The 23,115-nt window shown below is 63.2% G+C and carries 16 protein-coding genes; 4 read left to right on the top strand and 12 right to left on the bottom strand.

Annotated elements, in window-relative coordinates:
• The first annotated feature begins 8 nt into the window (after window positions 1-8).
• Together AC1Q64_RS20625 and AC1Q64_RS20620 are read left to right on the top strand one after the other, a co-directional pair.
• Window positions 9-902 carry a MipA/OmpV family protein gene (locus tag AC1Q64_RS20625; protein ID WP_492252630.1) on the top strand — a complete coding sequence of 298 codons (894 nt, stop codon included), beginning with the start codon at window positions 9-11 and terminating at the stop codon, window positions 900-902.
• Window positions 903-1,071: 169 nt separating this feature from the next.
• Window positions 1,072-2,397, top strand: coding sequence for a diguanylate cyclase domain-containing protein (locus AC1Q64_RS20620; protein ID WP_492252629.1), 1,326 nt, complete (start codon window positions 1,072-1,074; stop codon window positions 2,395-2,397).
• 44 nt (window positions 2,398-2,441) lie between these two features.
• On the opposite strand, the gene AC1Q64_RS20615 is transcribed toward AC1Q64_RS20620, so the two are convergent.
• The 9 genes from AC1Q64_RS20615 to mutS all read right to left on the bottom strand — a co-directional run bounded on the left by AC1Q64_RS20615 (window position 2,442) and on the right by mutS (window position 16,505).
• Window positions 2,442-3,929 (bottom strand): FAD-binding oxidoreductase, encoded by a 1,488-nt coding sequence (locus AC1Q64_RS20615; protein WP_492252628.1) that lies wholly within the window; start codon window positions 3,927-3,929, stop codon window positions 2,442-2,444.
• A gap of 118 nt (window positions 3,930-4,047) precedes the next feature.
• On the bottom strand, window positions 4,048-5,847 hold the full coding sequence (locus AC1Q64_RS20610) for a diguanylate cyclase (protein WP_291437036.1): 1,800 nt from the start codon (window positions 5,845-5,847) through the stop codon (window positions 4,048-4,050).
• Window positions 5,844-7,583: a diguanylate cyclase domain-containing protein gene (locus AC1Q64_RS20605; RefSeq protein WP_492252627.1), complete on the bottom strand. Its 1,740-nt coding sequence runs from the start codon at window positions 7,581-7,583 to the stop codon at window positions 5,844-5,846. Before AC1Q64_RS20605 ends, AC1Q64_RS20610 begins: the two co-directional genes overlap by 4 nt.
• A 56-nt stretch (window positions 7,584-7,639) precedes the next feature.
• Entirely contained in the window at window positions 7,640-9,400 is a 1,761-nt protein-coding gene (locus AC1Q64_RS20600) for a diguanylate cyclase domain-containing protein (protein WP_492252626.1), read from the bottom strand.
• A gap of 38 nt (window positions 9,401-9,438) precedes the next feature.
• On the bottom strand, window positions 9,439-10,962 hold the full coding sequence (locus AC1Q64_RS20595) for an oxygenase MpaB family protein (protein ID WP_492252625.1): 1,524 nt from the start codon (window positions 10,960-10,962) through the stop codon (window positions 9,439-9,441).
• Entirely contained in the window at window positions 10,959-11,780 is an 822-nt protein-coding gene (locus AC1Q64_RS20590) for a carotenoid biosynthesis protein (protein WP_492252624.1), read from the bottom strand. The genes AC1Q64_RS20595 and AC1Q64_RS20590 overlap by 4 nt, the downstream gene beginning before the upstream one ends.
• Window positions 11,781-11,953: 173 nt before the next feature.
• The gene (locus tag AC1Q64_RS20585) at window positions 11,954-12,775 is read right to left on the bottom strand and encodes an alpha/beta fold hydrolase (RefSeq protein WP_492252623.1); all 822 of its coding nucleotides are present in this window, start codon (window positions 12,773-12,775) and stop codon (window positions 11,954-11,956) included.
• An 81-nt stretch (window positions 12,776-12,856) separates the two neighbouring features.
• Window positions 12,857-13,684, bottom strand: coding sequence for a proteasome-type protease (locus AC1Q64_RS20580; RefSeq protein ID WP_492252622.1), 828 nt, complete (start codon window positions 13,682-13,684; stop codon window positions 12,857-12,859).
• 232 nt (window positions 13,685-13,916) lie between these two features.
• Complete coding sequence (gene mutS, locus AC1Q64_RS20575) at window positions 13,917-16,505, bottom strand: DNA mismatch repair protein MutS (protein WP_492252621.1); 2,589 nt, start codon at window positions 16,503-16,505, stop codon at window positions 13,917-13,919.
• Window positions 16,506-16,707: 202 nt separating this feature from the next.
• Between mutS and AC1Q64_RS20570 the strand changes: the two genes are divergently transcribed.
• Both AC1Q64_RS20570 and AC1Q64_RS20565 read left to right on the top strand, forming a co-directional pair.
• Entirely contained in the window at window positions 16,708-18,237 is a 1,530-nt protein-coding gene (locus AC1Q64_RS20570) for a site-specific integrase (protein ID WP_492252620.1), read from the top strand.
• Window positions 18,227-18,883, top strand: a complete 657-nt coding sequence (locus AC1Q64_RS20565; protein WP_492252619.1) for a hypothetical protein — start codon at window positions 18,227-18,229, stop codon at window positions 18,881-18,883. The genes AC1Q64_RS20570 and AC1Q64_RS20565 overlap by 11 nt, the downstream gene beginning before the upstream one ends.
• Window positions 18,884-18,891: 8 nt before the next feature.
• Here the strand turns inward: AC1Q64_RS20565 and AC1Q64_RS20560 are convergent, their stop codons facing one another.
• Genes AC1Q64_RS20560 through AC1Q64_RS20550 form a run of 3 tightly spaced genes read right to left on the bottom strand, consistent with a single transcriptional unit; the run spans window position 18,892 to window position 22,441 of the window.
• The gene (locus AC1Q64_RS20560; protein WP_492252618.1) at window positions 18,892-19,179 is read right to left on the bottom strand and encodes a hypothetical protein; all 288 of its coding nucleotides are present in this window, start codon (window positions 19,177-19,179) and stop codon (window positions 18,892-18,894) included.
• 53 nt (window positions 19,180-19,232) lie between these two features.
• The gene (locus AC1Q64_RS20555) at window positions 19,233-20,258 is read right to left on the bottom strand and encodes a hypothetical protein (RefSeq protein ID WP_492252617.1); all 1,026 of its coding nucleotides are present in this window, start codon (window positions 20,256-20,258) and stop codon (window positions 19,233-19,235) included.
• 50 nt (window positions 20,259-20,308) lie between these two features.
• Window positions 20,309-22,441: a MobA/MobL family protein gene (locus tag AC1Q64_RS20550; protein WP_492252616.1), complete on the bottom strand. Its 2,133-nt coding sequence runs from the start codon at window positions 22,439-22,441 to the stop codon at window positions 20,309-20,311.
• Between the last annotated feature and the right edge of the window lie 674 nt (window positions 22,442-23,115).

The following is a 23,115-nucleotide window of genomic DNA, read 5'->3' as shown; positions in this document are numbered from 1 at the left end:
ATCGGGCCATGCGTTTCACTACCGGTCGGGTCTCCTCTTCCTTGATCTCCTTGCGGGCGCTGGCGCTCGCCGGCTTAACGGTCAGCCCCTGGGTGGGCGCCCAGGGCTTGCCAGAGGCGGCCAGCACGGAAACCACTGTGTCCGACAAGGCAGAGAGCCAGCAGGCAGCAGCGCCCAGGCTCAACTACGCGATCGGCGCCATCGTGGGCAGCGGCCCCGACTATGCCGGCGGTGATGGCCGCAAGAACAGCCTGCGGCCCGCCTGGGCCATCGAGTACGGCCGGTTTCGCCTGAGCACCTCGCGCGGCAGCGCCTTCATGGGCCACGGCCTGGGGCCCCGCGAATCGGGGGCCAGCGCCACGCTGGCGCAGAGCGACCGCTTCAGCCTGAGCGCAGCCCTGCGCATTGACAAGGGCCGCGACGGGTCGGACGCACCCATCCTGGTGGGATTGCCGTCGGTGCGGTCCACCCTGCGGGCACGGATCAGTGCGGGCTATGCCATCACCGACCGCTGGGCTGTGGGTGCCGGGGTGTCCCAGGACATCCTGGGCCGCGACGGCGGAGCGCAATGGTCCACCAGCATTGGCTACACCTGGCCCGTGACGGAACAGACCAAGGTCAGCTTCGGGGCGGGCGCAAGTTTTGGCGACCGCACCTACCTGCGTGGTCATTTTGGGGTTCCAGCAGGTGGCAGCAGCCCTTTGCCTGCGTTCGAGCCGCGTGGCGGGCTGTACAGCGTCGATGCCGGGGTGGAGGTCATGACGGCGCTCAACCGGCATTGGGTGGTGCTGGGTGCGGCCCGGGTGTCCCAGTTGCAGGGTGATGCGCGTCGCAGCCCTCTGACCATGCAGCCGGTGGGCTATTCGGTATCAGTGGGGCTGGCCTACCGGTGCTGCCGCTAGGCACATCGCCTGCGGCAAGGGTGGACCGGGAGCGAGGGCGCCTGACGAAAGTGCTAAGCTGACGTTCACAGACAGTTACGCCCAGGCGGCCGCACCTTGTGCAATCACCCTTTCCCGGTGTGTGACGCCGCCTCTTTGCTGATCCTCTCCCCCACTGGGGTATTGCCGCATGACGCCAGAAGCGCCTGAGTTGTCCACGCACCCGGAGACCGCCCGCAAGGAGGCGTGGTCCAAGGCGGGCCTGCTGGATGTCATCACCCGCAGCGCGGGCGCCACCATGGCCGTGATCGACCGCAGCCTGTCGATGATCTATGTGAACGACGAATACGCGCGCTGGTTTGGCACCGTGCCGGAGGAACTGGTCGGCAAGACGCTGGTGGAGGTCTATGGCGAGCAGGATTGCGCCCGTTTCATGCCCTTTGTGGACCGCGTACTCAGCGGCGAGCGGGTGCAGTACCAGCGCATGCTGCGAACGCCCTATGGCTTTGACGAGTGGCGCACCATCTGCCTGACGCCCTGGCACAACCCGCAAGGCGCGATCGACGGTTTCATCACCACGGCGCTGGACGTGCACGAGCTGCAGGTCACCATGAATGCACTGCGCGCTGCCAACCAGCGCCTGTCGTCCCACATGGAGAACAGCCCCCTGGCCGTGGTGGAGATGGATCACCAGCTGCAGCTGCTGCATTGCTCGCAGCGTGCGGTGCAACTGCTGGGCTGGCTGCATGTGGCGGGGCTGGAGGGGCGGCTGCTGACGGACCTGCTGGCCCCCGCATCGATGGACGACAGCCTGCAGCAGGCGCTGCAGCGGCTGCAGTCCGGCCAGGAGTCCCAGAACCGGGCCGAAACCTGTTTTGTGCGCAGCGATGGCACCGAGGTGCACTGCGAGTGGTTCAACTCTGCCCTGACCGACGCCGACGGCCAGGTGACCTCCATCATGGCGCTGGTTCAGGATGTTTCCGCCAAGATCCAGATCGCGCGGCAGCAGCACTACCTGGCCAACCACGACTCACTGACCGGGCTGCTCAACCGGGCCGCGTTCCAGGGGCGGCTGGAGCAGTCGCTGCTGCGTGCGCGGCACACCGAGGGGTCGGTGGCGCTGTTGTTCATTGACCTGGACGGTTTCAAGCACGTGAATGACGCCGAGGGCCACCGCGCGGGCGACGAGGTGCTGCGCATCGTGGCCCAGCGCATCGCCAGCACGGTGCGCGCGGGCGACACCATGGCGCGGCTGGGCGGTGATGAGTTTCTGGTGATGCTGGACCACGAGGTGACCCGCGAAGTGACCGACACCATCGGCCACCGCATCATCGACGCCCTGCAGCAGGGCATGACGGTGGACGGGCGCGAGCTGCGCATTGGCGCCAGCATTGGTGTGGCGGTGTACCCACCGCTGGAGGGAGACATCGACGCTCTGATGAACCGTGCCGACCAGGCCATGTACGCTGCCAAACGGGCGGGTAAGGGCCGTCTGCATTACGCGTTGACGGCCTGAGCCCTTTTCCTCCCTCTGCGCCCCCGCAGAGCAGGGGCACGGCATCACGGCAGCCGGATGCTTTGCTGGAAGTGGAAGAAGTTGCCGGGGTCGTAGGCCGCCTTGATCCGCTGAAGCTGCGGGTAGGCCGGGCCCCAGTAGGCGGAGGCAAAGTCGGCCAGCCGCGCATCCGGGTAGTTCTGGTACACGTGGCCGTTCAGGAAGGGTCGCACGAGCTGCATGAAGCCGTCGAGCCAGGCTTCCATCTGGGCGCGCTCCGCCGGGTTGCGCCAGAACACATCCACCACCAGGTCTGCATCCACGTTGCGGTGGACAAAGGCGCTGTCGGCCACCGGGTAGCGGTTGATGGCGCCGCCGTAGGGTTCCAGATAGGCCAGTGACCAGGGGTTGGGCGAGGTTTTGAAGTAATCGATGATGCGTTGCCAGTCGGCGGGTGACAGCCGGGTATTGATGTACCCGCTGGCCTTGGTTTCGGCAATGCCGTCGGGCAGGTTGTCGGGCAGGGTGTAGGGGTGATCCTCCAGCCACACGTTCATGTCGGGGTAGGTGCCAGTTTTGTCCACCAGCAGCTGCGCGCTCGGAATAGCCATCAGCGGCGCGATGGCCGCCAGCCCGTCCTCTCGGGTGCCGCAGAACATGCCCTGCACCATGTACACCGGCACGCCGTTCTGGAACCCGAGGTTCATCATGTAGCCCAAGGCGTCGGGCGCACCGGTCTTCATGTAGCCAGCCTGCATCAGCGTGAGCACCTGGGCCGCGTGGGTGGCGTCCCAGCTGATGGCCCAGGCCCAGACCTGGTCCAGCCGCTGCATGCGGTACGTCACCTGCAGCACCACGCCAAAGTTGCCACCCGTGCCGCCGCGAAGGGCCCAGTACAGGTCGGGGTGCTCCTGCGCGCTGGCCGTGACGATGGTGCCGCTGGCCAGCGCCACACGGAAGGATTCGACCAGGTCGCTCTGGATGCCGAACGCGCGCGAGGTGTAGCCGTATCCACCGCCCTGCACAAAACCACCCACGCACACGCTGCCGCAGGCGCCCGTGGGCACGTGCCAGCCGGTGTGGTTCATGGCGCCATTGAAGTGGTCGAAGTCGGTGCCCGGCAGCACATGTACGCGCTCGCGTGCAGGGTCCAGCACCACGCCTTGCAGGTCGCTCAGGTCCACCACCATGCCGCTGTTGACCGAGTAGCCAGCGGTGCTGTGGCCACCACAACGCACGGCCACCCACACGCCATAGGTGCGGGCCACGGCCAGGCACTCCAGGACATCGTTTTTGCAGGCGCAAAAGACGATGATTTCCGGGTACGACTGGAAAGCCGGGTTCGATTCCTGCCGCGCCGTGTTGTAGTCGGGGCTGGAGGGCAGCACGATGCGCCCCACCAGCCGTGCTTCCAGGGCGGCAACGGCCTCCCAGGTGAGCACCGGCCCGCTGGCCTGTGCTGCGCCCAGGGCCGACTGCCCTGCCGCCAACGATAAAAAGTGTGCGACGCGAGCGTCTTTGGCAAGGCGGGCGGGACTTTTGCGATGGGCCATGGCGAGTGATCCTTCAGGAAGTTGCGAAGCCCCGGGTGTACCGGAGCTGTCGCGCTTTGACCAGAGGGAAATGGCAGAAATGGCTGGCGTGTGTTTGAGCCCGCTTCTGCGCCATGCCCTAGGCTGAAGACAGCGCGAGGTCGCCCGTGTTGCGCCGCAGGCAGAACTTGCCGCCCTGCTTGCCGCTGTACATGGCCGCGTCGGCCAGCTTGAGCAGGCCTATCGCGTCGGTGCTGTCGTGGGGTGCGATGGCATACCCAATGGTCAGTCCGATCTCCACCTGCACGTTGTTCAGCGAAAACGGCGAGCGGAACGCATCCAGCAGCTTGTGGCCCAGCTCTTGCGCCTGCTGCAGGCTGTGCAGCTGTCCAGCCATCACCACGAACTCATCGCCACCCAGGCGAGCCACCAGGTCACTTTGGCGCACATGGCCTTGCAGGCGCCGGGTCACGGCCACGAGCAGTTCATCGCCCACGTCGTGGCCATGTTGATCGTTGACGGGCTTGAACCCGTCGAGGTCCATCACGTACACCGCCAGCATTTTTTCTGCGCTGCAACGCGACAGGGCAGACGCGAGCGAGATGTTGAGCCCGCGCCGGTTGGGCAGGCCGGTGAGCGGATCGGTGTGGGCGAGCGAGCGCATCACGTCGCGCTCGCGGTTGGCGTCCAGCGCCTCCAGCCGCAGTGCCTTGGTGCGCAATCCCAGCACCCGCATGAAGAGCAGCATGTCCAGCGTGGCGCCAAACTGGAAGGAGTGCAAGGTCCAGAAGTTCACCGGCACCCAGCCCTGGATCACGCCAATGACCGTGGCGGTGGCCAAAAAATACAGTAGCCATGCAAGCAACAGGGTGGAGCCGACCGGGTCGCCCAGGCGCGCGCGGCGTACCGCCCCCGGAATGCCCATGAGCGCGGGCACCAGCCCCAGGATGCTGACGATCCCTGTCACTGCGCGGGTGCTAAGCAAGTCCAGTGCATACAGCGCGGCCAGCACCACGCACAGCACCGCACCGCCACGCATGCTGCGCAGCAGCCAGCTGCGGGGGCGGTCACCCGCCAAGGCCTGGCTGATGAAGAGAAAGGAGCCGCAGGTGGCAGTGAGCGCGGCCAGGCTGGCTGCATGCAACTCCACCCACGGCATGTCGCGCCACAGGTACTGCGTGCCCAGACCAAACAGGTGCAGCGAAAACAGCAGGCTCCCCGCAATCAGCAGCGCGTACTGGATGAACAGCACGTCGCGCAGGTTGAGCCATTGCGCCAGGCTGTAGATCAGCAGGCACAGCGCCAGCCCGGTCAGGATGCCTTGCAGCATCTGCTCGTTCAGGGCGTTGCTGTGCCAGGTCGTGGGCTTGTTCAGGGTGATGGGGAGCACCATTGCGCCCCGGGTCTCCACGCGCAGCAGCAGGTCGTAGGTGTGCCCGGGCAGCATGGTGAGCGGCAACGCATGGGTACGGCTGCGCAGAGGGCGCTGGGTGTAGGGCTGCAGGCTGCCCAGGGTGGCCTGCTGGGTCAGGTGGCCTTCCGAAGCCAGGTACACCTCGATGCGCTGCAGCACGGGGTAGTCGATGTCCAGCACCCACAGGCCGTTGGATGTGGTGGGTACGGCAAGCGGTATGCGTACCCACACAGGTTCAGTTCGCACGCCCAGGGTGCCGCTGGTGCCCGATGGTGGCTGAAAGCGCGCCAGCGCAGCCAAGGCATCGTCCAAGAGCAGGGTGCCCGACGGATCCGGCAGCACGGTCACTGAGGGCCAGGCGTTGATGGAGAGTTGGTCATCCCGCAGCTCCAGCGGCGCGGCACTGACGCGCGGCACCAGGGCGCCCAGCAGCAGGCATAGCACCGCCAGCATGCCGGCAGTGCGCCACCAGCAGCTTGCGAGAATTGGGCGGCGCATCAGGCCACAGAAGCGCGAAGGGATCATGAAGTCAGCGCCAGTTCGCCAGGGTTGCGACGGATACAGTGCTTGCCGCTTTCCTTGCCTGCATACATGGCCGCATCCGCGAGCCGGACCAGATGCTGAGCATCGTCGCTGTCCAGCGGTGCCAGCGCGTAGCCGATGGTCAGGCCGACCTGGATGGACAGGTGGCTCAGCCGAAACGGCTGTTCAAACGCATGCAGCAAGGCCTGCCCCAGTTCCTGGGCTTGTTCGGGCGTGGCAAGTTCGCGTGCCATGACGATGAATTCATCCCCGCCCAGACGGGCCACCAGGTCGGTGTGTTGTCGCACGTTGGCCTGCAGCCGGTGGCCCACGGCCACCAGCAGGTCGTCTCCCACATCATGGCCATAGGTGTCGTTGACCGGCTTGAATCCGTCCAGGTCCATCAGGTAGAGAGCCACCAGGCGTTGGGGGCTGGCCTGTGAGAGTGCCGATTGCAGGGCCATTTGCATACCTCGCCGGTTGCTGAGCCCGGTCAGCCAGTCGGTGTAGGCCAGCGAGCGCATGGTGTCTCGCTCGCGCAGAGCCTCGGAGGCAGCATGGCGCAAGGCGGCAGAGCGTTGTCCAAGCACGCGCAGGAAGAGCAGCATGTCAGCCGCAGCGCCGAGCTGGAAGGAGTGCAGCGTCCAGAAGTTGACCGGCAGCAGGCCTTGCACCAGACACACCATGGTCACAGCCGCCGTGAAGTATGCGACCCAGGCCGCCAGCAGCGTGGTGCTGACCGAGTCTCCCTGGCGTGCCCGTGCTATGGCAATGGGCAGGCTGATGAGCGAGGGCAGGGGCCCCAGGACACTGATGATGGCGGTGGTGGTCCGGGTGTTGATCAGGCCGAGCAGGAAGGCCGCGAGCAGCACCAGGCTCAGCACTGCGCCCGCCTTCATCCACCGCAGGAACCTGCTGTGCGGCGTGTGGCCCATCAGCGCGTGACCCATGAACAGGAAAGAGCCGGCAATGGCCAGAAGCCCCGCCGCCCCAGCTGCGTGGACTTCGATCCAGAGCCTGTCGCTCCAGAGGAACTGGGTACCAATGCCGAAGAACTGCAGCGAGAACCCGGCGCTGCCCACCACCAGCATGCAGTAGTAAATGAACAGCTTTTCACGCTGGCTGACCCACTGGGTGAAACTGTAGACCACCAGGCACAGAGCCAACCCGGCCAGCACTCCCTGGAACATCTGCTCGCGCAGCGACCGGTGCACCAGGTAGGGCGCCTTGCTCAGTGTGATGGGCAGGATCATCGCGCCCGAAGTTTGCACACGGATCAGCAGTTCATAGGGCGTGTCGGCCGCCAGGTCCAGCGTCATTGCCGGTGTACGGCCGCGCAGCGGGCGCTCGGAGTAAGGGCGCAGGTTGCCCAGCGCCGCGTGTTGCACCAACCGGCCTTGCGTGGTCAGGTAGATGTCAACTTCGTTGAGCACCGCAAAGTCAATGTTGACGATCCATTCGTTGCCCGAGACGACGCGCGACATCAGCGGCATGCGCAGCCAGATGGCCTCCTTGCGCACGCCCAGGCTACCGCCACGGCTGGGGGGCTCTGCAAACTCGGGCAGACGTGCCAGCGCGTCCTGCACGCCCCATTGCAGCGAAGGGTCGGCCAGCATGGTGGCCACAGACCAGACGTTGACCGGGCGGGCATCGGCTGGCAGCACGAGCGGGCTGGAGTCAGCGGCCCGCGCGGTGGGCAGGGCCAGCACCTGCCACAGTGCCAGTACCAGCAGCCACATCAGGGGGCGACAGGGTGTCGGCCGACCGGGGTGCAGGGCGTTGCGATGCATCGTCGTCATGCCAGTGCTGCCGTGGCAAGGATGCGCCGCACCGAGTGCTTGCCGCCTTGTTTGCCCGCGTACATCGCGGCGTCTGCATGCCGCAGCAGGCCCTGCGGGTCGTCACTGTCGAGGGGGGCCAGCGCGTACCCGATGGTCAGGCCCACCTGGATGCGCAGGTGGCTCAGCGTGAACGGGTGCTCAAAGGCCCGCAGGAGCGATCGGCCCAGGTCCTCGGCCTGCTCGGGCGTGGCCAGGTCGCGGGCCATGATGATGAATTCGTCACCGCCGAGCCGAGCGACCAGGTCGGTCTGGTGCCGCACATTGGCCAGCAGACGGTGGCCCACGGCCACCAGCAGGTCGTCGCCCACATCGTGGCCGTGTGCGTCATTGACGGGCTTGAACCCGTCGAGGTCTATGAGGTACACCGCGACCAGCCGCTGGGGCGAGCAGTGGGCCAGCGCGGCGTGCAGGGCGTGCTGCAGGCCGCGCCGGTTGCTCAGGCCTGTAAGCGGATCGGTGTTGGCCAGTGACTGCATCAGGTCGCGCTCACGCATGGCCTCCTGGGCCTGGGCCTGGGCGGCCCGGGCGCGCAGGCCCATCACGCGAAAGAACAGCAGCATGTCTGACGTGGCGCCAAGCTGGAACGAGTGCAGCGTCCAGAAGTTGGCAGGAACCCAGCCCTGCACCAGGCACACCATCATTCCGGCGGCCACGCCAAAGGCGATCCAGGCCACCAGCAGGGTGGCGCCAATGGGGTCCTTCTGCCGTACCCGCGCCACGGCGGCAGGCAGGCTGATGAGCGAGGGAAGGGCCCCCGCCAGGCTCATGAACGCAATGGCGATGGGCACACTCAACCAGCCCAGCACCAAGGCTATGCAGACCGCCGCCGTGATGCCTGCGCCCACACGCATGGTGCGTGCGTACCAGCTGCCAGGGGTGTCACCGGCCAGCGTATGGCCCAGGAACAGGAATGAGCCTGCCAGTGCCGTGAGCCCTGCTGCCGGACCCGAATACCGGTCCATCCACGGGTTGTCGGGCCACAGATACTGCGGACCGACGCCAAAGAACTGCAGCGAAAAGCCCGCGCTGCCTAGCACCACCAGCGCGTAAAAGCCGAACATGCGATCACGCTGCGTGACCCACTGGATCAGGCTGTATGCGAACAGGCAGAAGGCCAGCCCGTTGAGCAGGCCCTGCAGCATCTGCTCGGCCAGGGCCTGGCGCAGGTGAACAGGCAGTTCGCTGACCGTGATGGGCAGAATCAGCGGGCCGGTGGCCTGAACCCGTATCAGCAGGTCGTAACGTTGCCCAGGCTGCAGGTCGAAGGCCATCGCAGGCGTGCGGCCAGCCAGCTGCGCTGGATCGGACTGGCGTGCGCGGGCCTGCTGCAACACCTTGCCACCCTGGGCCAGATACAAGTCGGCCCTCAGTGAGCTGTAGCCAATGTTGACCACCCACGGGGTGCGCGGCGTCTCTGGCGCAACCAAGGGGATATGCAGCCACATGGCCGCCTTGTGCACACCCAGTGAATTGCTGCTCCGTGCTGGTGCCTTGAACTCGTCCAGGCGGTCCAGCATGTCCTGCACCGAGAGCTGGTACGTAGGGTCGGCCTTGAGGGTGATGGCCTCCCAGGCATTCACTTGCGGCCTGTCGTGCGTGAGCACCAAGGGTTCGCCCGCCTGCGCGCTCCGGGGCAAGGCTGCAGCTATGAGTACCAGCAGACACAGCACCAACGTTGCCACGCCGCAACGCCCGCGCCACAGGCGGGTCAGCATCGGGAGGTTGCGCGGCAGCGATTGCATCGGCGTGGCGGCTACGGCGATGTGGTTTGCTGCGCCTGGCCCGTCTTGCCCGCCGACGCGGGCTTTGCCTTGCCGGCCAGGTCCCGGCTCCAGCTGCCGGTAGTGGTCAGCCGGTCCTCGATGCGGTTAAGCCAGCGGGGGGCATGGGGGTCGTTGCTCCAGCTGTGCACCACGGTGTCCACCTGGTTGAGCAGTTCGGTGGGCAGTTGCAGTGGGCGTGTCTGGCTCATCAGTACCCGGCTCATGAAGTGGTAGCCCAGCGCCCGCGTGAGCATGCGCACGATCGAAAAACGCGGCAGCAGCAGACCTACCACGGCATCGAGGGCACGCGCCAGCAGCAGAACGCACCAGAACAACAGGGCCGACAGCCAGGGCACCGGGTGGTTCAGCCCCAGGTCCTCAGCAGTTGCGGGACCGCACAGGTAGCGGGTCATGAGTTGCGGGAAGGGCTTGACGATGCGCCAGGGCAGCGCGTTGGCCATGGTCTGCATCAGAGCCTGCCCCAGCGCCGGGCGCGGATCGGGCGTCACCGGCTCGGCGCGGCCACGGGCCTGCATCAGCGCCATCAGTGCGTCGCCCTGCGCCATCGTTTCCACCATCAGGGAGTGGTCGATGCCAAGAACGTGGCCCACCACGTTCCAGGCGTGCAGGTAGGCTTCTTCGTCGCCGGGTGGCAACCCGAGGCCGAGCCGGCGCATGCTGCGCAGGAACACGTAGCCGAAGGTCAGCAGTGTGTAGGCCAGCTCCTCCTGATTGCAGGGCAGGCCTTTGGCGGCCAGGTTCCAGCCGCGCGCGTACAGGGTCTGGTACATCACGGACCGGCCGCCACCAGCGGGTGCGGCGCGCGGCACCACCAGTCCGTCTCCTCCCGCCTGCCATTGCGCCATGGCATGTTGGGGGCTGCCGTGCAGGATGAGGTTGCGCACCGTGGCGTGGATCAACCGCACCTTGAGCACTTGCGCCACCCCCGCGCCTGTTGTGCTGAGGCCGCCGTGGAGCATCACCGGGAAGATCATGGCCGCTGTGGAACGGATGCGGTATTCGGTGTTCTGTTCCAGCTGGCCGGTCGTGTGCAACACGCTCGACAGGTCCGGGACCACGTAACACTCGGGCAGGCTGGCACAGAACAGCAGGATGCAAGACAGCGCCCCGTGGTCCATGAAAAGTTTTTCGGCACGCTCGATCTTGCGGGTATCGGCCCAGGACGGCAGCACCCGGGCGGTCTGCACGTAGTCGTTGAGCGCCTTTGCCATCACGGCGGTCACATAGCCTCGGGCGGCCTGGGGGCCATCTCCCACTTGCACCGGGCCTTCAGTCGCCTGCCAGGTGGCCAGCGTGGCGTTGTCGGTCCACTGGCTGAACAGTAGGTTCACCGTGTTGATGTGCGCCCATTGCGGAGCGTCGGTGGCCACGTCTCCTGCGGGCCAGGTCCCGAGGATCTTGGCAATCGCAGCGTCAGCCAGAGGGTCGGCGTGGTGCTGCATGGGCGCCAGATCGGCAGCTGGCAGCAGGGGGCTGTGGGGCTTGCTGGTCATGCCGTGACATTACCCGGAGCGCGCCAGCGTTGGAAGCCCGCCAGTGCGCAAAGCAGCGGGATGCCCATGGCGAATGCAGCGATGGTCCGGATTTCCACCGGGCTACCCAGAATCATCTGGAACACCATGCCGGCAGCGTAGATGGTCAGCGGCACCATGGCGTGGCGCCGCAGGAAGGGGCTGGCGGACTGCAGGGGTAGCTGGCGCACCGACATGCGAAAGCTGAAGATGATCACAAAAGCCACAAACACCCAGCCGAAAAAGCCCTGCACGGTCTCGCCAAACCAAGCGCCATCGGTCTTGGCCATGATCCACGCCTTGAGGGTGTACACAAAGTAGGGGTCTGCGCCCAGGTCGAACGCGGTCACGATCATGGCTGCCAGAAATGACAGCATGGCGGCATTGCCCAGGCCGGGCGCACCGTCCACCGCCGATTGCCAGACGATAAGGTTGCTGATCACATAGCCCGCATACGTCAGTGCAAACCACATCATCGGGATGACCAGTGGCACGTCCAGCAGGCGGGGGCCCAGTACATCGGTGTAGGTGTAGTGCCCAAAGAACCAGCCCCGGCTGGAGCCCATCTGTTCGGCAAACCAGCCCAAGCTGACCGCGATCAAGACAAACTGCAGGGCAGCGCGGGTGCCCAGCAGATGCGCTGCACTGGCCCAGCAGCAGGCAAACATCAGTGCCGAGGCGATGACGATGGCGATGGTTGTGTCATTGTGGGTGCGCACCGCTGTCGCGATGACAAAGGCGGCCAGCAAGGCAAAGCTGAGCGCGGGTAGGCGCCCGGCCGTCGGGGTCTGTGCAGACATGTCGGGTGTATCACGCTGTAACAATTTCGCCAGTGTAGGGGATTGGCGAACGGCATGTGTCCCCTGTTTCCCCTGATCCGGGGGCTGTGTGGGGCGTTTTTTTGTGCCCAGCGGTCCGAATTTGGTGGCTTGGCGGAACGTGGCGACCCTGCGCAGGGGCCGTCCACAACGTCTCAGCGCTGCTGGGGCGTGAGCGCGGCCAGGTTGAGCAGCGCAGCCTCGATGGCTGCTGCAGTGGCCACGGGCTGCTCCATGGGAAACAGGTGGCTGCCGTCCAGCATCATGGTGCGGCCCTCGGTGACACGCAGGGTCATGGCCATGCCGACCTGCTTCATTTCTTCGGAATCGCGCCCGCCGATGAAGGCGGCCGGACACTGCAGCGGGTGCTTGCTCAGCAGGCGGCCCAGGTTGTGCGGCAGGGTGTTGTAGATGGCTGTTTCCACCGCGCGGTCAAAGCCCAGTACCCGTTTGCCATCGTGGTCTTGCAGGCCATGGTTGATGTAATCCTGCAACACCTCGGGGTGCCAGCGTGCAAAGGCCTTCTTCTTGCGAAAGTGCTCCAGCGCCTCTTCGTTGCTGGCCCAGCTGAACCGCCGCTGGCGGCTGACCCGGCCCGGCGATATCGAACCCACCACCTGGGTGCGCTTGGCCACGCTGACTACGTTGGCCTTCCAGCCGCCAATGAGGGGCGAGTCGATCAGCAGTACGCCGCGCACCAGTTCGGGGTGGCGGGCGGCGGCCATCACGCTCAAAAAGCCGCCCAGCGAATGCCCCACCAGAAACACCGGCTGGCCCAGGCGCTGCACCTGCGCCGTTGCAAAGTCGGCCAGCTGCTGCACCAGGTGTGGCCAGTTGCTGGTCACCGGGTACTGCGGGTCGTGGCCATAGCGTTCGACCGCGCTGATTTCAAAGCCCCGGGTCTTGAGGTGCTTGAACAGCACGCGGTAGGTGCTGGCCGGAAAGCTGTTGGCGTGCGAGAAAACGATGGGGAGCATGGAGGGCATGGCGGGGTGGCAGGGCCAGGATGCAGGCGCGCACGCGGCCGGGTGCCGTGGGGTGCGCTGGCCTTCAGGGCGTCAGATCAGCCGGTCGGTATGGTTGGTGATCTTCTTGAGTGGCTTGCTGCGCGCTGGGCTGACCATGATCGGCACCTCGGTAGCGCCGCCGGTCCAGGCGGGGTCTTCGATGCTGTCGAACACCTGGCGCAGCTTCTGCCCCCAGCTGTCGTGCAGCATCCGAAAGTACGGGTTGTTCTCGTCAATGCAGATCACCTTGTCGGTGGCAAAGCGGTCCACCTCGTACACCACCAGGTCCAGCGGCAGGCCCACCGACAGGTTGGACTTGAGCGTGCTGTCCATCGACACCAGCGCGCACTTGGCGGCCTCGTCCAGCGGGGTCTCGGGCGTGAGCACGCGGTCGAGCACGGGTTTGCCGTATTTGGATTCGCCAACCTGGAAGTACGGTGTTTCGGACGTGGCCTCGATGAAGTTGCCTGCTGAGTACACCTGGAACAGGCGCATGCCCTCGCCCTTGATCTGACCTCCAAACACCATGGACACATTGAAGTCCACGCCCGAGCGCTTGAGGGCTGCGCCGTCGCGCTCATGCACATGGCGCACGGCGGCGCCAAGCACGCGGGCGGCGTCGAACATGCTCTTGGCGTTCCAGATGGTGATGGCTTCCCCCGACTCCCCATCCTTGATCTGCTCGGTCTGCAAGATCTCGCGCACCGACTGCGAGATGGACAGGTTGCCCGCCGACAGCAGCACCATGAAGCGGTCCCCCACCTTCTCATAGACCATCATCTTGCGGAACGAGCTGATCTGGTCCAGGCCGGCATTGGTGCGGGAATCGGACAGGAAAACCAGCCCGGCGTTGAGTTTGATGGCGACGCAGTACGTCATGGAGCAATGGGGTTCGTTGTTTGGAGGTAACCCGCGAGTTTAGTCGCCTGTGGCATTGGCGGCCTGTGCCCCTGCAGGTAGCTCCCAGTTGTTGCGGGGTACGGCTATTCAAAAATGATAGCAACCAGGGCATATGGCACTAGCGCCTGATGCCCCTGGGGCTCAAAAATGCGCTGGCGATGTGCCCAGAGCCCGGTCAGCAGCCTGTAGCGCAGCCGGGGTGGGCGTCGCTTCAGCCTGCCAACTTCTTGAGCTGGTACAGCGCATCCAGCGCTTCGCGCGGGCTCAGGGCGTCGGGGTTGATGCCTGAAAGCGCGGCCTCGAGCGGGCTGGCGCCCGCGCTCTCGGGCACCTCGGGCGCGGCGAACAGGTCCACTTGCAACTCATCCTCGCCCGCGCGCTCTTCGAGCGCGGCCAGCGCATGGCGGGCGTGGTGCAGCACGGGCGAGGGCATGCCCGCCAGCTTGGCCACCTGAATGCCGTAACTGCGGCTGGCCGGGCCGGGCTGGATCTCGTGCAGGAACACGATGTCCGCCCCGCTCTCGGTGGCGCTCACATGCATATTGATGGCGTGGCGCGCCTTGGCGGGAAGCTCGGTCAGCTCAAAGTAGTGCGTGGCAAACAGCGTGAAGGCACGGGTCTTGTCGTGCAGGTGCGTGGCAATGCCGCTGGCCAGTGCCAGGCCGTCGAACGTGCTGGTGCCGCGGCCGATCTCGTCCATCAGTACCAGGCTGTGGGGCGTGGCAGCGTGCAGTATTTGCGCAGCTTCGGTCATTTCCAGCATGAAGGTGGACTGCGCATTGGCCAGATCGTCCGCCGCGCCGATGCGGGTGTGGATGGCGTCGATGGGCCCCAGGCGGCAACTGGCGGCGGGCACATGGCTGCCCATGCTGGCGAGCAGCACGATGAGCGCGACCTGGCGCATGTAGGTGGATTTGCCGCCCATGTTGGGGCCGGTGATGACCTGCATGCGCGTGTTGGCGTTCAGCCGCGTGTGGTTGGCGATGAAGCTGCCGCTCGACGTTTCTGCCAGGCGCGCCTCGACCACGGGGTGGCGGCCGCCTTCGATCTCGATGCAGGGCTCGGGCACGAACTGGGGTGCGCACCAGTTGAGGGTGAGCGAGCGTTCGGCCAGCGCGCACAGCACATCCAACGTGGCCAGTGCCTGGGCCAGGCGGGTGAGGGCTGGAACGTGGGGCTGCAGCTGGTCCAGGATCTGCTCGTACAGCCATTTCTCGCGGGCCAGGGCGCGCTCGTTGGCCGACAGGGCCTTATCTTCAAACGCCTTGAGTTCGGGTGTGATGAAGCGCTCGGCGTTCTTGAGCGTCTGGCGGCGGCGGTAGTCGTCCGGCACACGGTCGAGGTGGCTGCCGGTCACTTCAATGTAGAAGCCATGCACCTTGTTGAACTGCACGCGCAGGTTGGGAATGCCGGTGCGCGCCTTTTCGCGCGTTTCCAGGTCCAGCAGGAACGCGTCGCAGTTGGTCTGGATGGCGCGCAGCTCATCGAGCTCGGTGTCGAAGCCGTTGGCGATCACGCCGCCGTCGCGCACCAGGGCGGCGGGCTCTTCGGCAATGGCGGCCTGCAGCAGGGCAGTGCAGCCATCGGGTGGCTGCAGGTGGCTGAAAATTTGAATCAAATAGGGCTCTAGCGCTTGTCCATTAAGCGCTAGAAGCTCTGCTTTTTGTAGCGTTTTGCCCAGGCCCACCAGTTCGCGTGGGCGCACCTGGCGCAGGGCGATGCGGGCGGTGATGCGCTCCACATCGCTCACGCCTTTGAGTTCGCCGCGCAGCACGGCCCAGGGGCCACTGCCCCCACCGGCGCCGCCCGCACCGCGCAGGGCGGTGGTGGCTGACAGGCGCTGTCGTGCTTCGGCGCGGTCACGGCGCGGCTCCAGCAGCCAGGTTTTGAGCAGGCGGCTGCCCATGCCAGTCATGCAGGTGTCGAGCAGCGAAAACAGCGTGGGCGCATCGTCGCCGCGCAGGGTCTTGACCAGCTCCAGGTTGCGCCGCGTGGTGGCGGGCAGGTCGATGAGGTCGTCGTTGCGCTGCACCTGCACGCTGTGCACGTGGGTGAGCGTGCGGCCCTGCGTGTGTTCGGCATACGTGAGCAGCCCGGCGGCGGCGGCGTGCGATTCGCCCAGGTCTTGCGCGCCCCAGGCCTGCAGGCTGGCGGCACCCAGGTTTTCGAGCAGCTTGCGTTCGCCCAAAGCGCTGTCGAACTGCCAGTCGGGCCGGGGGCTCATGGGGCAGGTGAAGGCGCCGCTTTGGCGCAGTACCTGCAGTTGCTGCTCAAAGCGCTCGGTCACGCCCGCGCTGTAGATCAGTTCGCTGGGCGCCACGCGGGCCAGCCAGGCACCCAGTTCGTCGTGGGCGCATTCAGCCAGGAACACGCGGCCCTGCGTCACGCTCAGCCATGCCAGCCCGCAGCGTGCACGGGGCGCCTGGTGCACGGCCATCAGCAGCGATTCGGATTTGTCGGACAGCAGCTCGGTGTCGGTCAGTGTGCCGGGCGTGACCACGCGCACCACCTTGCGCTCCACCGGGCCCTTGGTGGCGCCCACTTCGCCCACCTGCTCGGCAATGGCCACCGATTCGCCCATCTTGATCAGGCGCGCCAGGTAGTTCTCGAGCGCGTGGAAGGGCACCCCTGCCATCACCACCGGCTGGCCGCCTGACTGGCCTCGCTGCGTGAGCGTGATGTCGAGCAGGCGCGCGGCCTTTTCGGCGTCTTGCCAGAAGACCTCATAGAAGTCGCCCATGCGGTAGAACAAAAGCGTCTCGGGGTACCCGGCCTTGAGGGCCAGGTACTGCTGCATCATGGGGGTGTGGTTTGAGAAGTCATTCTCCATGACTTGTGTTTTTACGTAAGCTGTTGAATTTTCTATATTTTTTGTCACTACTCAGCTTTCTTGTCTTGTCATGAATCGCATAGAACCGCACAGAACCGCACAGAACCGCCATTTTTGCGTAGCAAGAATGTAGCAAAATAGAGACCCTCATCACGCAATTTTGGGTGGGTATATGCGCTTCATCTTCACACGCGACAACCTCAAAAAGCTGACCCCGTCCGTGCGCCCTTTGGTGGCAAACGGCAAGATGGTCGGCCTAACTGACGTTGACGAGCCCAAGGCTTACATTGTCTCTGACAGTGGGCCCAACACGCCGCCAGGCCTGTGCTTGTATGTGGGGACGAAGCGTAAGACCTTCTACCTCCAAGTCCGCGTGGGGGGGAAGGTCACGAAGGTGGCCTTGGGTGACTATCCCCGGCTAAATGTGAACACCGACGACCCCCTCACTGATGTCCGACAGATTGCTGGGGATGTGCGTTTCTCGATGAAGCGGGGTGAGGACATTCAGGAACTCCGTGCCGAGGAGCGGGGAATTGTGGCCACTACCCTGGGGCACGTGATGGCGAATTATTTGGAGCAGTACAAGAAGGGGAAAGACCCCCGGCCCAATTCGGTAAAAGCCATTGAGGCGGCCATCCGTCGATTGAACCCGTGGCTTGGAAAGTCGCTGCGCACGATCGGCGTGAAGTCTGTTCAAGAAATCTGGCAACGCATTGCCGAGGAACAGGGACATCGCACGGCAGCAGAACAGACGTTGATGTGGTGCCGCGCTGCGTTTAACGTTCACATTGAAGACCAGCAGGCCAACCGAAACCGGGCATCCTTCGATGGCGAGCTGTTGGTCAACCCGTTCAATATTGCTCGCAGACACATGCGCACACGCGCAGAGTTAGAAGCTGAGTACGAAGACCGGAAAGTTCGCAACCCATTGGAGAACACACCTGAGAAGCTCGGGGTGTGGCTGGATGCGCTTTGGGCAAAGCGCCAGCGCAACCGCGATGCGGTGGACTACATGCTGCTGACGTTGTTGTTGGGTGCACGCAAGAGTGAGACAGCCAAGCTGGTTTGGCGTGATCAGCTGTTGGCGGAGGGCTTAGACGAGTCGGAATTCAGCGTGCTGTCGCTTCCCGAGGGGGTGGAATGCGGCCAAGTTACTTTTAGGGGAACGAAGTCCGGCACAACCCACAGCGTGCCGCTCGGACGCTTTGCCACCTGGCTGATGAGATTGCGCCAGCAAGAGCAGCCGAACCAGCTCTACGTTTTCCCCGCGTCGTCCAAAAACCCCAAAACCGAGTCTGCCCACTACAACAGCCCTCGTGAGTTCGTCGCATCCCTTCGTTCAGCGCTAGAAAAAAAGAGCATGCAGGTGGCTTGGAGTGACTACGCCGCAAGCCGGGGTGCGGAGATTGCCGCGTCAGTAGAAGCCCAAGAGGAGTTTGAGCGGAGATACCGACCCCAGTGGGTGTTCACCATGCACGATCTCAGGCGGACCTTTTGCACCGTCGCCGTGAATATCGAGGGCATGCCCTATGCTGTTGTTCAGCAGCTCATGAATCACGGGCAAATGGGGAACGTAACCGCGCGATACGGTAAGCCCAATCAGGACACCCTGCGCCGATACATGCAGAAGCTAGAAGACGAAATACTCCGGCATGCCACAGTGCTGCCGAGACTTGACGGGGAGGCAGTCAGTGAGCATTGAAGATATGGATGCGGGGCAAAACGCTCTGTTGGCCGAGGTCATGGCGCTTTCGCCGGAAGTGCGGCGGGTCAAGTTGCTCTCAGCCGCAAAAGCCGCGCTGATGCTCGATATGTCAGTGAGCACGCTTGAAAAGCGGCGCAAGAAGTTGAAGCCACCGCCCCCAGCACCCAACTGGGCTGGCGGTAAAAAAGGCGACGAGGTGAAGTACCTGGCGAGCACCTTGGTTGAGTACATCGCCGGAGAGTCGATCAGCCAACCCAATCCTTACCCTCATGTTGAGCATCTGCCGATTGCCAAAAACGCAGCTGCGTCGCGCAAAAATGCTCTGAGCAACACAGGTCCCATGCGTCACGTGATGAGGTTTGGTGTCGTTTCGGCGGTATCCAACGACGATGCCACATGGCCGTTCTTCGTAGACCGCCAAGGTTTGGTGATCGCGCCTTGTTGGGAAAGCATTCAGTCCACTGTGGAGATGTTCATGAACGAGCGCATCGAAGTGAATTGGATGGACTGGATAAATGCTCTCGCAAGCGTCTGGGTTGATGAGGCCGTGAGGCACCAGTGGCTTATCGCTGCTGAGGAAGAGTCCCCTGGCCTCTGTCAACGTGTTGATGAGTCCAGGCGGGCGAAACTCCGCGCTCTCTGATGTGCGCCTTAGCCTTCAAAAAGATCGGCAGGTAGATCTGCATCAATTGGCGCCCCAAGAGCTACGCCGTCCAGCGCCATGCAAACTCTGGCCGCCACTAATTCCGATGTCAATGTCTTGATGAGGTCCTGTAAATCCGGCACCAGGTTCTCAGCCCTTGAAACGAGGTTTGGAAAATCTCTGTATGCATCGACTCCCTCTGGTGTAGCAAATGCTTCGAGCGCCGTGCGCGCGGAAATCAGAGGCTTGTGCAGCAGCAGATAGTCGTGACGTAGTCGGGGCGAAGGTGGGTGCATGGTTTTGCTGAAAGTGGTGAGTCATGGCGTCAATACCTTGTTGCGTGCGATCATCAGGGATTGATGTTGTAGTCCAGCTCTGCCAGAGTAGGGCCGTCTAACGCCTCAACAGCTGGCGTATAGACGGGCGCTCCACCCATCTCCTCGTAGATGCTCAACATTCCCGGTCTTGCATTGAAGTCCTGATCTGTCAGTGCAAGATAGATGCTTAACTCCCACTCCGAATTCTCCGTTTCAGTGGCCGAATTCGACGCAAGTTTAGGGATAGAAACAAAGTGGTAGCCATGTAAGACTACCTTGGTGTTGCCGTCAAATGTCCAGTAGTCCCATGTGCCTTTGATCAAAACGCCGTCAACTTCAAGGCGCCACAAGCCCGAAAAGTCATCATCAGAGAGCGATTCATCCTCCGCAACACGTTCGCGCTCGTCTTCGTTAACGAATTCGAACTCCACCTTGGAAAGATCGCTTTTCAGTCGCTCTTTTGGCTTGGGAACCTGCTTTTCAATGCAGTTGATCCAGTCAGCCAAAACAGCTTCGAGTGGTCTATCAATGATTTGACCTACCCGCCTATAAAAACGCTCGCGATCAACCTTTCGCTCCTCTGGGAGTCCGCCGCACACACCGAATCCAGTCGTATCCATCAGCGAACTTTGCGATAGCATCCAACCAAGCAAATCACGCGACTCGAAGACGCCCAAGGCATCAAACTCAAAGTTGATGTACCGGTGAAATTTTCCGATCTCATCCAAGCGCTTGGCCCTCTCTTGAATCGCAGGCCACACCCCGGCAGCGTCGCGGACTCCGCGCAAATCGACCCAGGGCATGAGTCGCCAGTTATCGGGATACTTATCGACAGGAAGCACCATTAGCGTGACTTGAAAGGGCTGCTGCTCGCAGTCCACAACAACTTGGCAACCCCACTTCTTCTCGAACTGCTGCTTCCATTTAGCGCCGTCTGAATCTGTTTGTTCGAGCGCTTGCTCGATGGAGCCGACCAATCTCTGGGCCTCGTTGGTCAAAGTTTGTTGGCCATGGCTCTCCGATTGACCATTGATCGGGTTTGGGTTTTGCTCATTCATCATTAATTGCTCCTATGTGCAACCAGATTGGCAAACCGATCCCCGATCTGTCAAGTGGGTACCCCGAAGCCAGTATTCATGCGGGTTTGCAAGCCATCATCAGCGCGACCGACGCCTGTCACCCCCCGAAAATCCTGAGCATGACCCCGATCCCCAGGCTGCTGAGTCACCTGTGATGTGGTTTTCTGCACCCCGCTCCACTGCTCGAAGGACCTTTCGTACCAGGCTGGGCACAAAGCACTGATGGACTCCAACACAGTGGGTGTGAACTGGTCTGCCAACTCATCCCACCAAGCTCTCTGCCAGCCTTGGGGAGATCCAGCCAAGCGATTGATGTCCGCTTGGAAGGTTTGCCAGGTGTACGTGCTACCGAATCGTTGACAGCACGAACGGCGGTACTCGAAGTCCCCCAACTGCTGTGGCGTCAACACCTGCTCAACAGCCCACTTCGCCTGCAATTCAAGCTGCTGGAATGCCGATAAGGCTCTGGCCGCTTGTGCGTGGTTTGGCTCCCGAACTGTGCCGATCAGCGCATCTCGCACCAGCTCTTCAAAGAACGCTATGCGCAACGGAGGTACAGCGCGCAGAGCATCTGCCAGACGATGTGGCCTGCGTTTGGCAGCGAAGACCAGGTCCTTGATCAGCAACGATTCGATCAGCGATTCGTTGGTGATGGGTTCTGGTAACTCCTTGCCTTGCGTCATGCGTTGCAAGCGCTTGCGCAGGATTTCTGGGGTGAAGGGTCGGTCAATCGCGGCTGCCAGGCGCTGACAGGCTGCAACGATGTCAGTTGCTGAGCCACCAAGATGAGACAGCTCGGGAAATGACACCAGCACCTCACGAAATGTTGCCGAAGGCACTTTGCGTGCTGTCGCTCGAACCTCGGTGGCCGATGGGTTTGGACGCTGCCGGAATTCAGGCAGCCTGGATTGGGCCTGCTCGATCAGGGCCTCCAACGCCCCCAAGAGCTGGGGCTTGTTTTTGCCCACCCATTCCTTCACGCTGAACGCGGCCCGAATAACGTGGGGTGGATCGGCAGCGTCCAAGCAGTCAGGCAGGCGTTTAGGTGCACGGCTCACTACCCACATCAGTTCTTTGGCCAGTAGTTCCGCCAAGGGGTTTTCTTGGCTCTTGCGAATGCGCTGGTACTGCCCCTGAAAAATGGACCAGGACCAAGATCGGCCCAGCGTTTCACGCCATCGGGCCAATACGTTGAACGCTGTTTCTGCATCAGGCCATGCGAGCAACAGTTGACGGCGTGCATCTGCCTCTGATTGGTCGGCCAGTGCGGGATGGTCCAATGCTTCTGAACGCAACGCCAGTGGGTATGTGCGTGGAGGTTGCGCACCTTGATCTGCGGGGGCGAACCCTTCCCACGAACCAATGTGCCGCACCATCTGAACGCCACAGACACCAGCACACAAGTGCACATGGGCACGTCGTTGGCGCTCCAATCGTCGGCGGTGGTTTCGTTCCTGGACCTTCTTGTTGCGCGCGATCACCTCTTCACGCTTCTGAGCATATTGGGGGTTCGTCTGCTCCACATGAGCGGGGCCAACATGGGCAGTGGCCTCTCGTTGCAGGCCCAGTTCGGCAAAAGACTTGTGCGTGACCCGCTCTGATCGTCCTGCCCGTTGCAAAGCTGTGTTGCAGTGGTCTGCCCAAGACCTTCTCCATCCATACAGTACCTTGAAAGTGTCGAGGGCACGGTTCTTGGGGCCGAATCCGTCAGCGGTCCAATGCCGGGTCGTACACATCATGTGGACATGCGGGTTGCCTGGCTTGTTGTGGATCGCGTAAGTCACCAGCACCCCGTGCGGAGTGAGTTGGTCTCGAATGAAGTGTTCAATCAGCCGTACCCAGGCCTCTGGGGAGGTTCCATCAGCGATTTCTTTGGGGAGGGCGCACTCAAACTCCCGAAAGATGGCAGCGTCCTTGCGCTTCTCGGACTGGTGAACGTGCTGCCAAAGGTCTTGCGGATTGTCTTTCCAAGCAGGACCAAAGCCGGGTGTGATGGTGGCGTTGTGGATGACCTCACGGCTTTTGGACGTGCTGTCATAGATGTGCTGGGTGACTGGATCGACGATTCGCGATCCCGTGCGGTAGGCCAGTGCGCGCAGCGCGTGGAGCTTCTTGTTCCTGGCACGCGAGTGCATCTTGACCGTGAGGTGGTAGATGCTCATAGCGCTCCCCCGAACACTGGGAGGGTGGCACCGGACCAATGAAGCTGGCGACCTCGACAGCGTGGTTTCCGATGAATGTGCGGGCGACCTCGACCGTGGAAGTTGAAGTCTCGACCACCGAAGGGTGGCGCACCAAAGCGTTGTCCCGAAGGGGCAATGCATAAGTGCGCTTGGACAAGTCCCGTGACCGGGAGGTATGGCAATAAATGGGGCATGGAAAGGGTCTCCTTGCCATCCAAAGTGCCAGATGCTGCTCAAAAATGCAGCAATTAACGGGGTCTGACCGCCCGGATCGCGGCTGAGCGGTAGTGCGCGTTTGGCTCGTGGTCGAATCGACGTCGTTTAGTGGGCGAAACGTTGTCGAATCGTGGTGCAGACGACAACCTGTCGTCGGCGGATCGCCGAGGATCGGTTGCGAGGTGTAGGTAATTGTCGAATTGACGTCGTTTCGGTGGCGAAACGCTGCGCATACGCAACCGCAGATTGATTGCAGGTCGCGGCGCAGGCCCTCGGTTTGTATTCCAGAGCTTTAAGGTGTACGAAGGCGTGAGCACCACTGACTCTATTGATAGGCTAGCGTTGCCAAAAGTCACTCGTTGAATCGCCCCGGTTTTTGAGGAGGCTCAACACTCTGAGAGGATTGAGCCATGAAGAAGTCAAACAAGTTTTCACCC

Source organism: Acidovorax sp. GW835-FHT14G06, from assembly GCF_058793595.1.
This window is presented reverse-complemented; position numbering and strand designations above follow the sequence as displayed.

Coding starts and splice junctions, on each gene's coding strand:
- AC1Q64_RS20585 (WP_492252623.1), bottom strand. CDS start 12,775: ATGCTCCCCATCGTTTTCTCGCACGCCAACAGCTTTCCGGCCAGCACC.
- AC1Q64_RS20610 (WP_291437036.1), bottom strand. CDS start 5,847: ATGATCCCTTCGCGCTTCTGTGGCCTGATGCGCCGCCCAATTCTCGCA.
- AC1Q64_RS20625 (WP_492252630.1), top strand. CDS start 9: ATGCGTTTCACTACCGGTCGGGTCTCCTCTTCCTTGATCTCCTTGCGG.
- AC1Q64_RS20560 (WP_492252618.1), bottom strand. CDS start 19,179: ATGCACCCACCTTCGCCCCGACTACGTCACGACTATCTGCTGCTGCAC.
- AC1Q64_RS20600 (WP_492252626.1), bottom strand. CDS start 9,400: ATGCTGACCCGCCTGTGGCGCGGGCGTTGCGGCGTGGCAACGTTGGTG.
- AC1Q64_RS20615 (WP_492252628.1), bottom strand. CDS start 3,929: ATGGCCCATCGCAAAAGTCCCGCCCGCCTTGCCAAAGACGCTCGCGTC.
- AC1Q64_RS20570 (WP_492252620.1), top strand. CDS start 16,708: ATGCGCTTCATCTTCACACGCGACAACCTCAAAAAGCTGACCCCGTCC.
- AC1Q64_RS20605 (WP_492252627.1), bottom strand. CDS start 7,583: ATGTGGCTGCTGGTACTGGCACTGTGGCAGGTGCTGGCCCTGCCCACC.
- mutS (WP_492252621.1), bottom strand. CDS start 16,505: ATGATGCAGCAGTACCTGGCCCTCAAGGCCGGGTACCCCGAGACGCTT.
- AC1Q64_RS20555 (WP_492252617.1), bottom strand. CDS start 20,258: ATGAATGAGCAAAACCCAAACCCGATCAATGGTCAATCGGAGAGCCAT.
- AC1Q64_RS20590 (WP_492252624.1), bottom strand. CDS start 11,780: ATGTCTGCACAGACCCCGACGGCCGGGCGCCTACCCGCGCTCAGCTTT.
- AC1Q64_RS20620 (WP_492252629.1), top strand. CDS start 1,072: ATGACGCCAGAAGCGCCTGAGTTGTCCACGCACCCGGAGACCGCCCGC.
- AC1Q64_RS20550 (WP_492252616.1), bottom strand. CDS start 22,441: ATGAGCATCTACCACCTCACGGTCAAGATGCACTCGCGTGCCAGGAAC.
- AC1Q64_RS20580 (WP_492252622.1), bottom strand. CDS start 13,684: ATGACGTACTGCGTCGCCATCAAACTCAACGCCGGGCTGGTTTTCCTG.
- AC1Q64_RS20595 (WP_492252625.1), bottom strand. CDS start 10,962: ATGACCAGCAAGCCCCACAGCCCCCTGCTGCCAGCTGCCGATCTGGCG.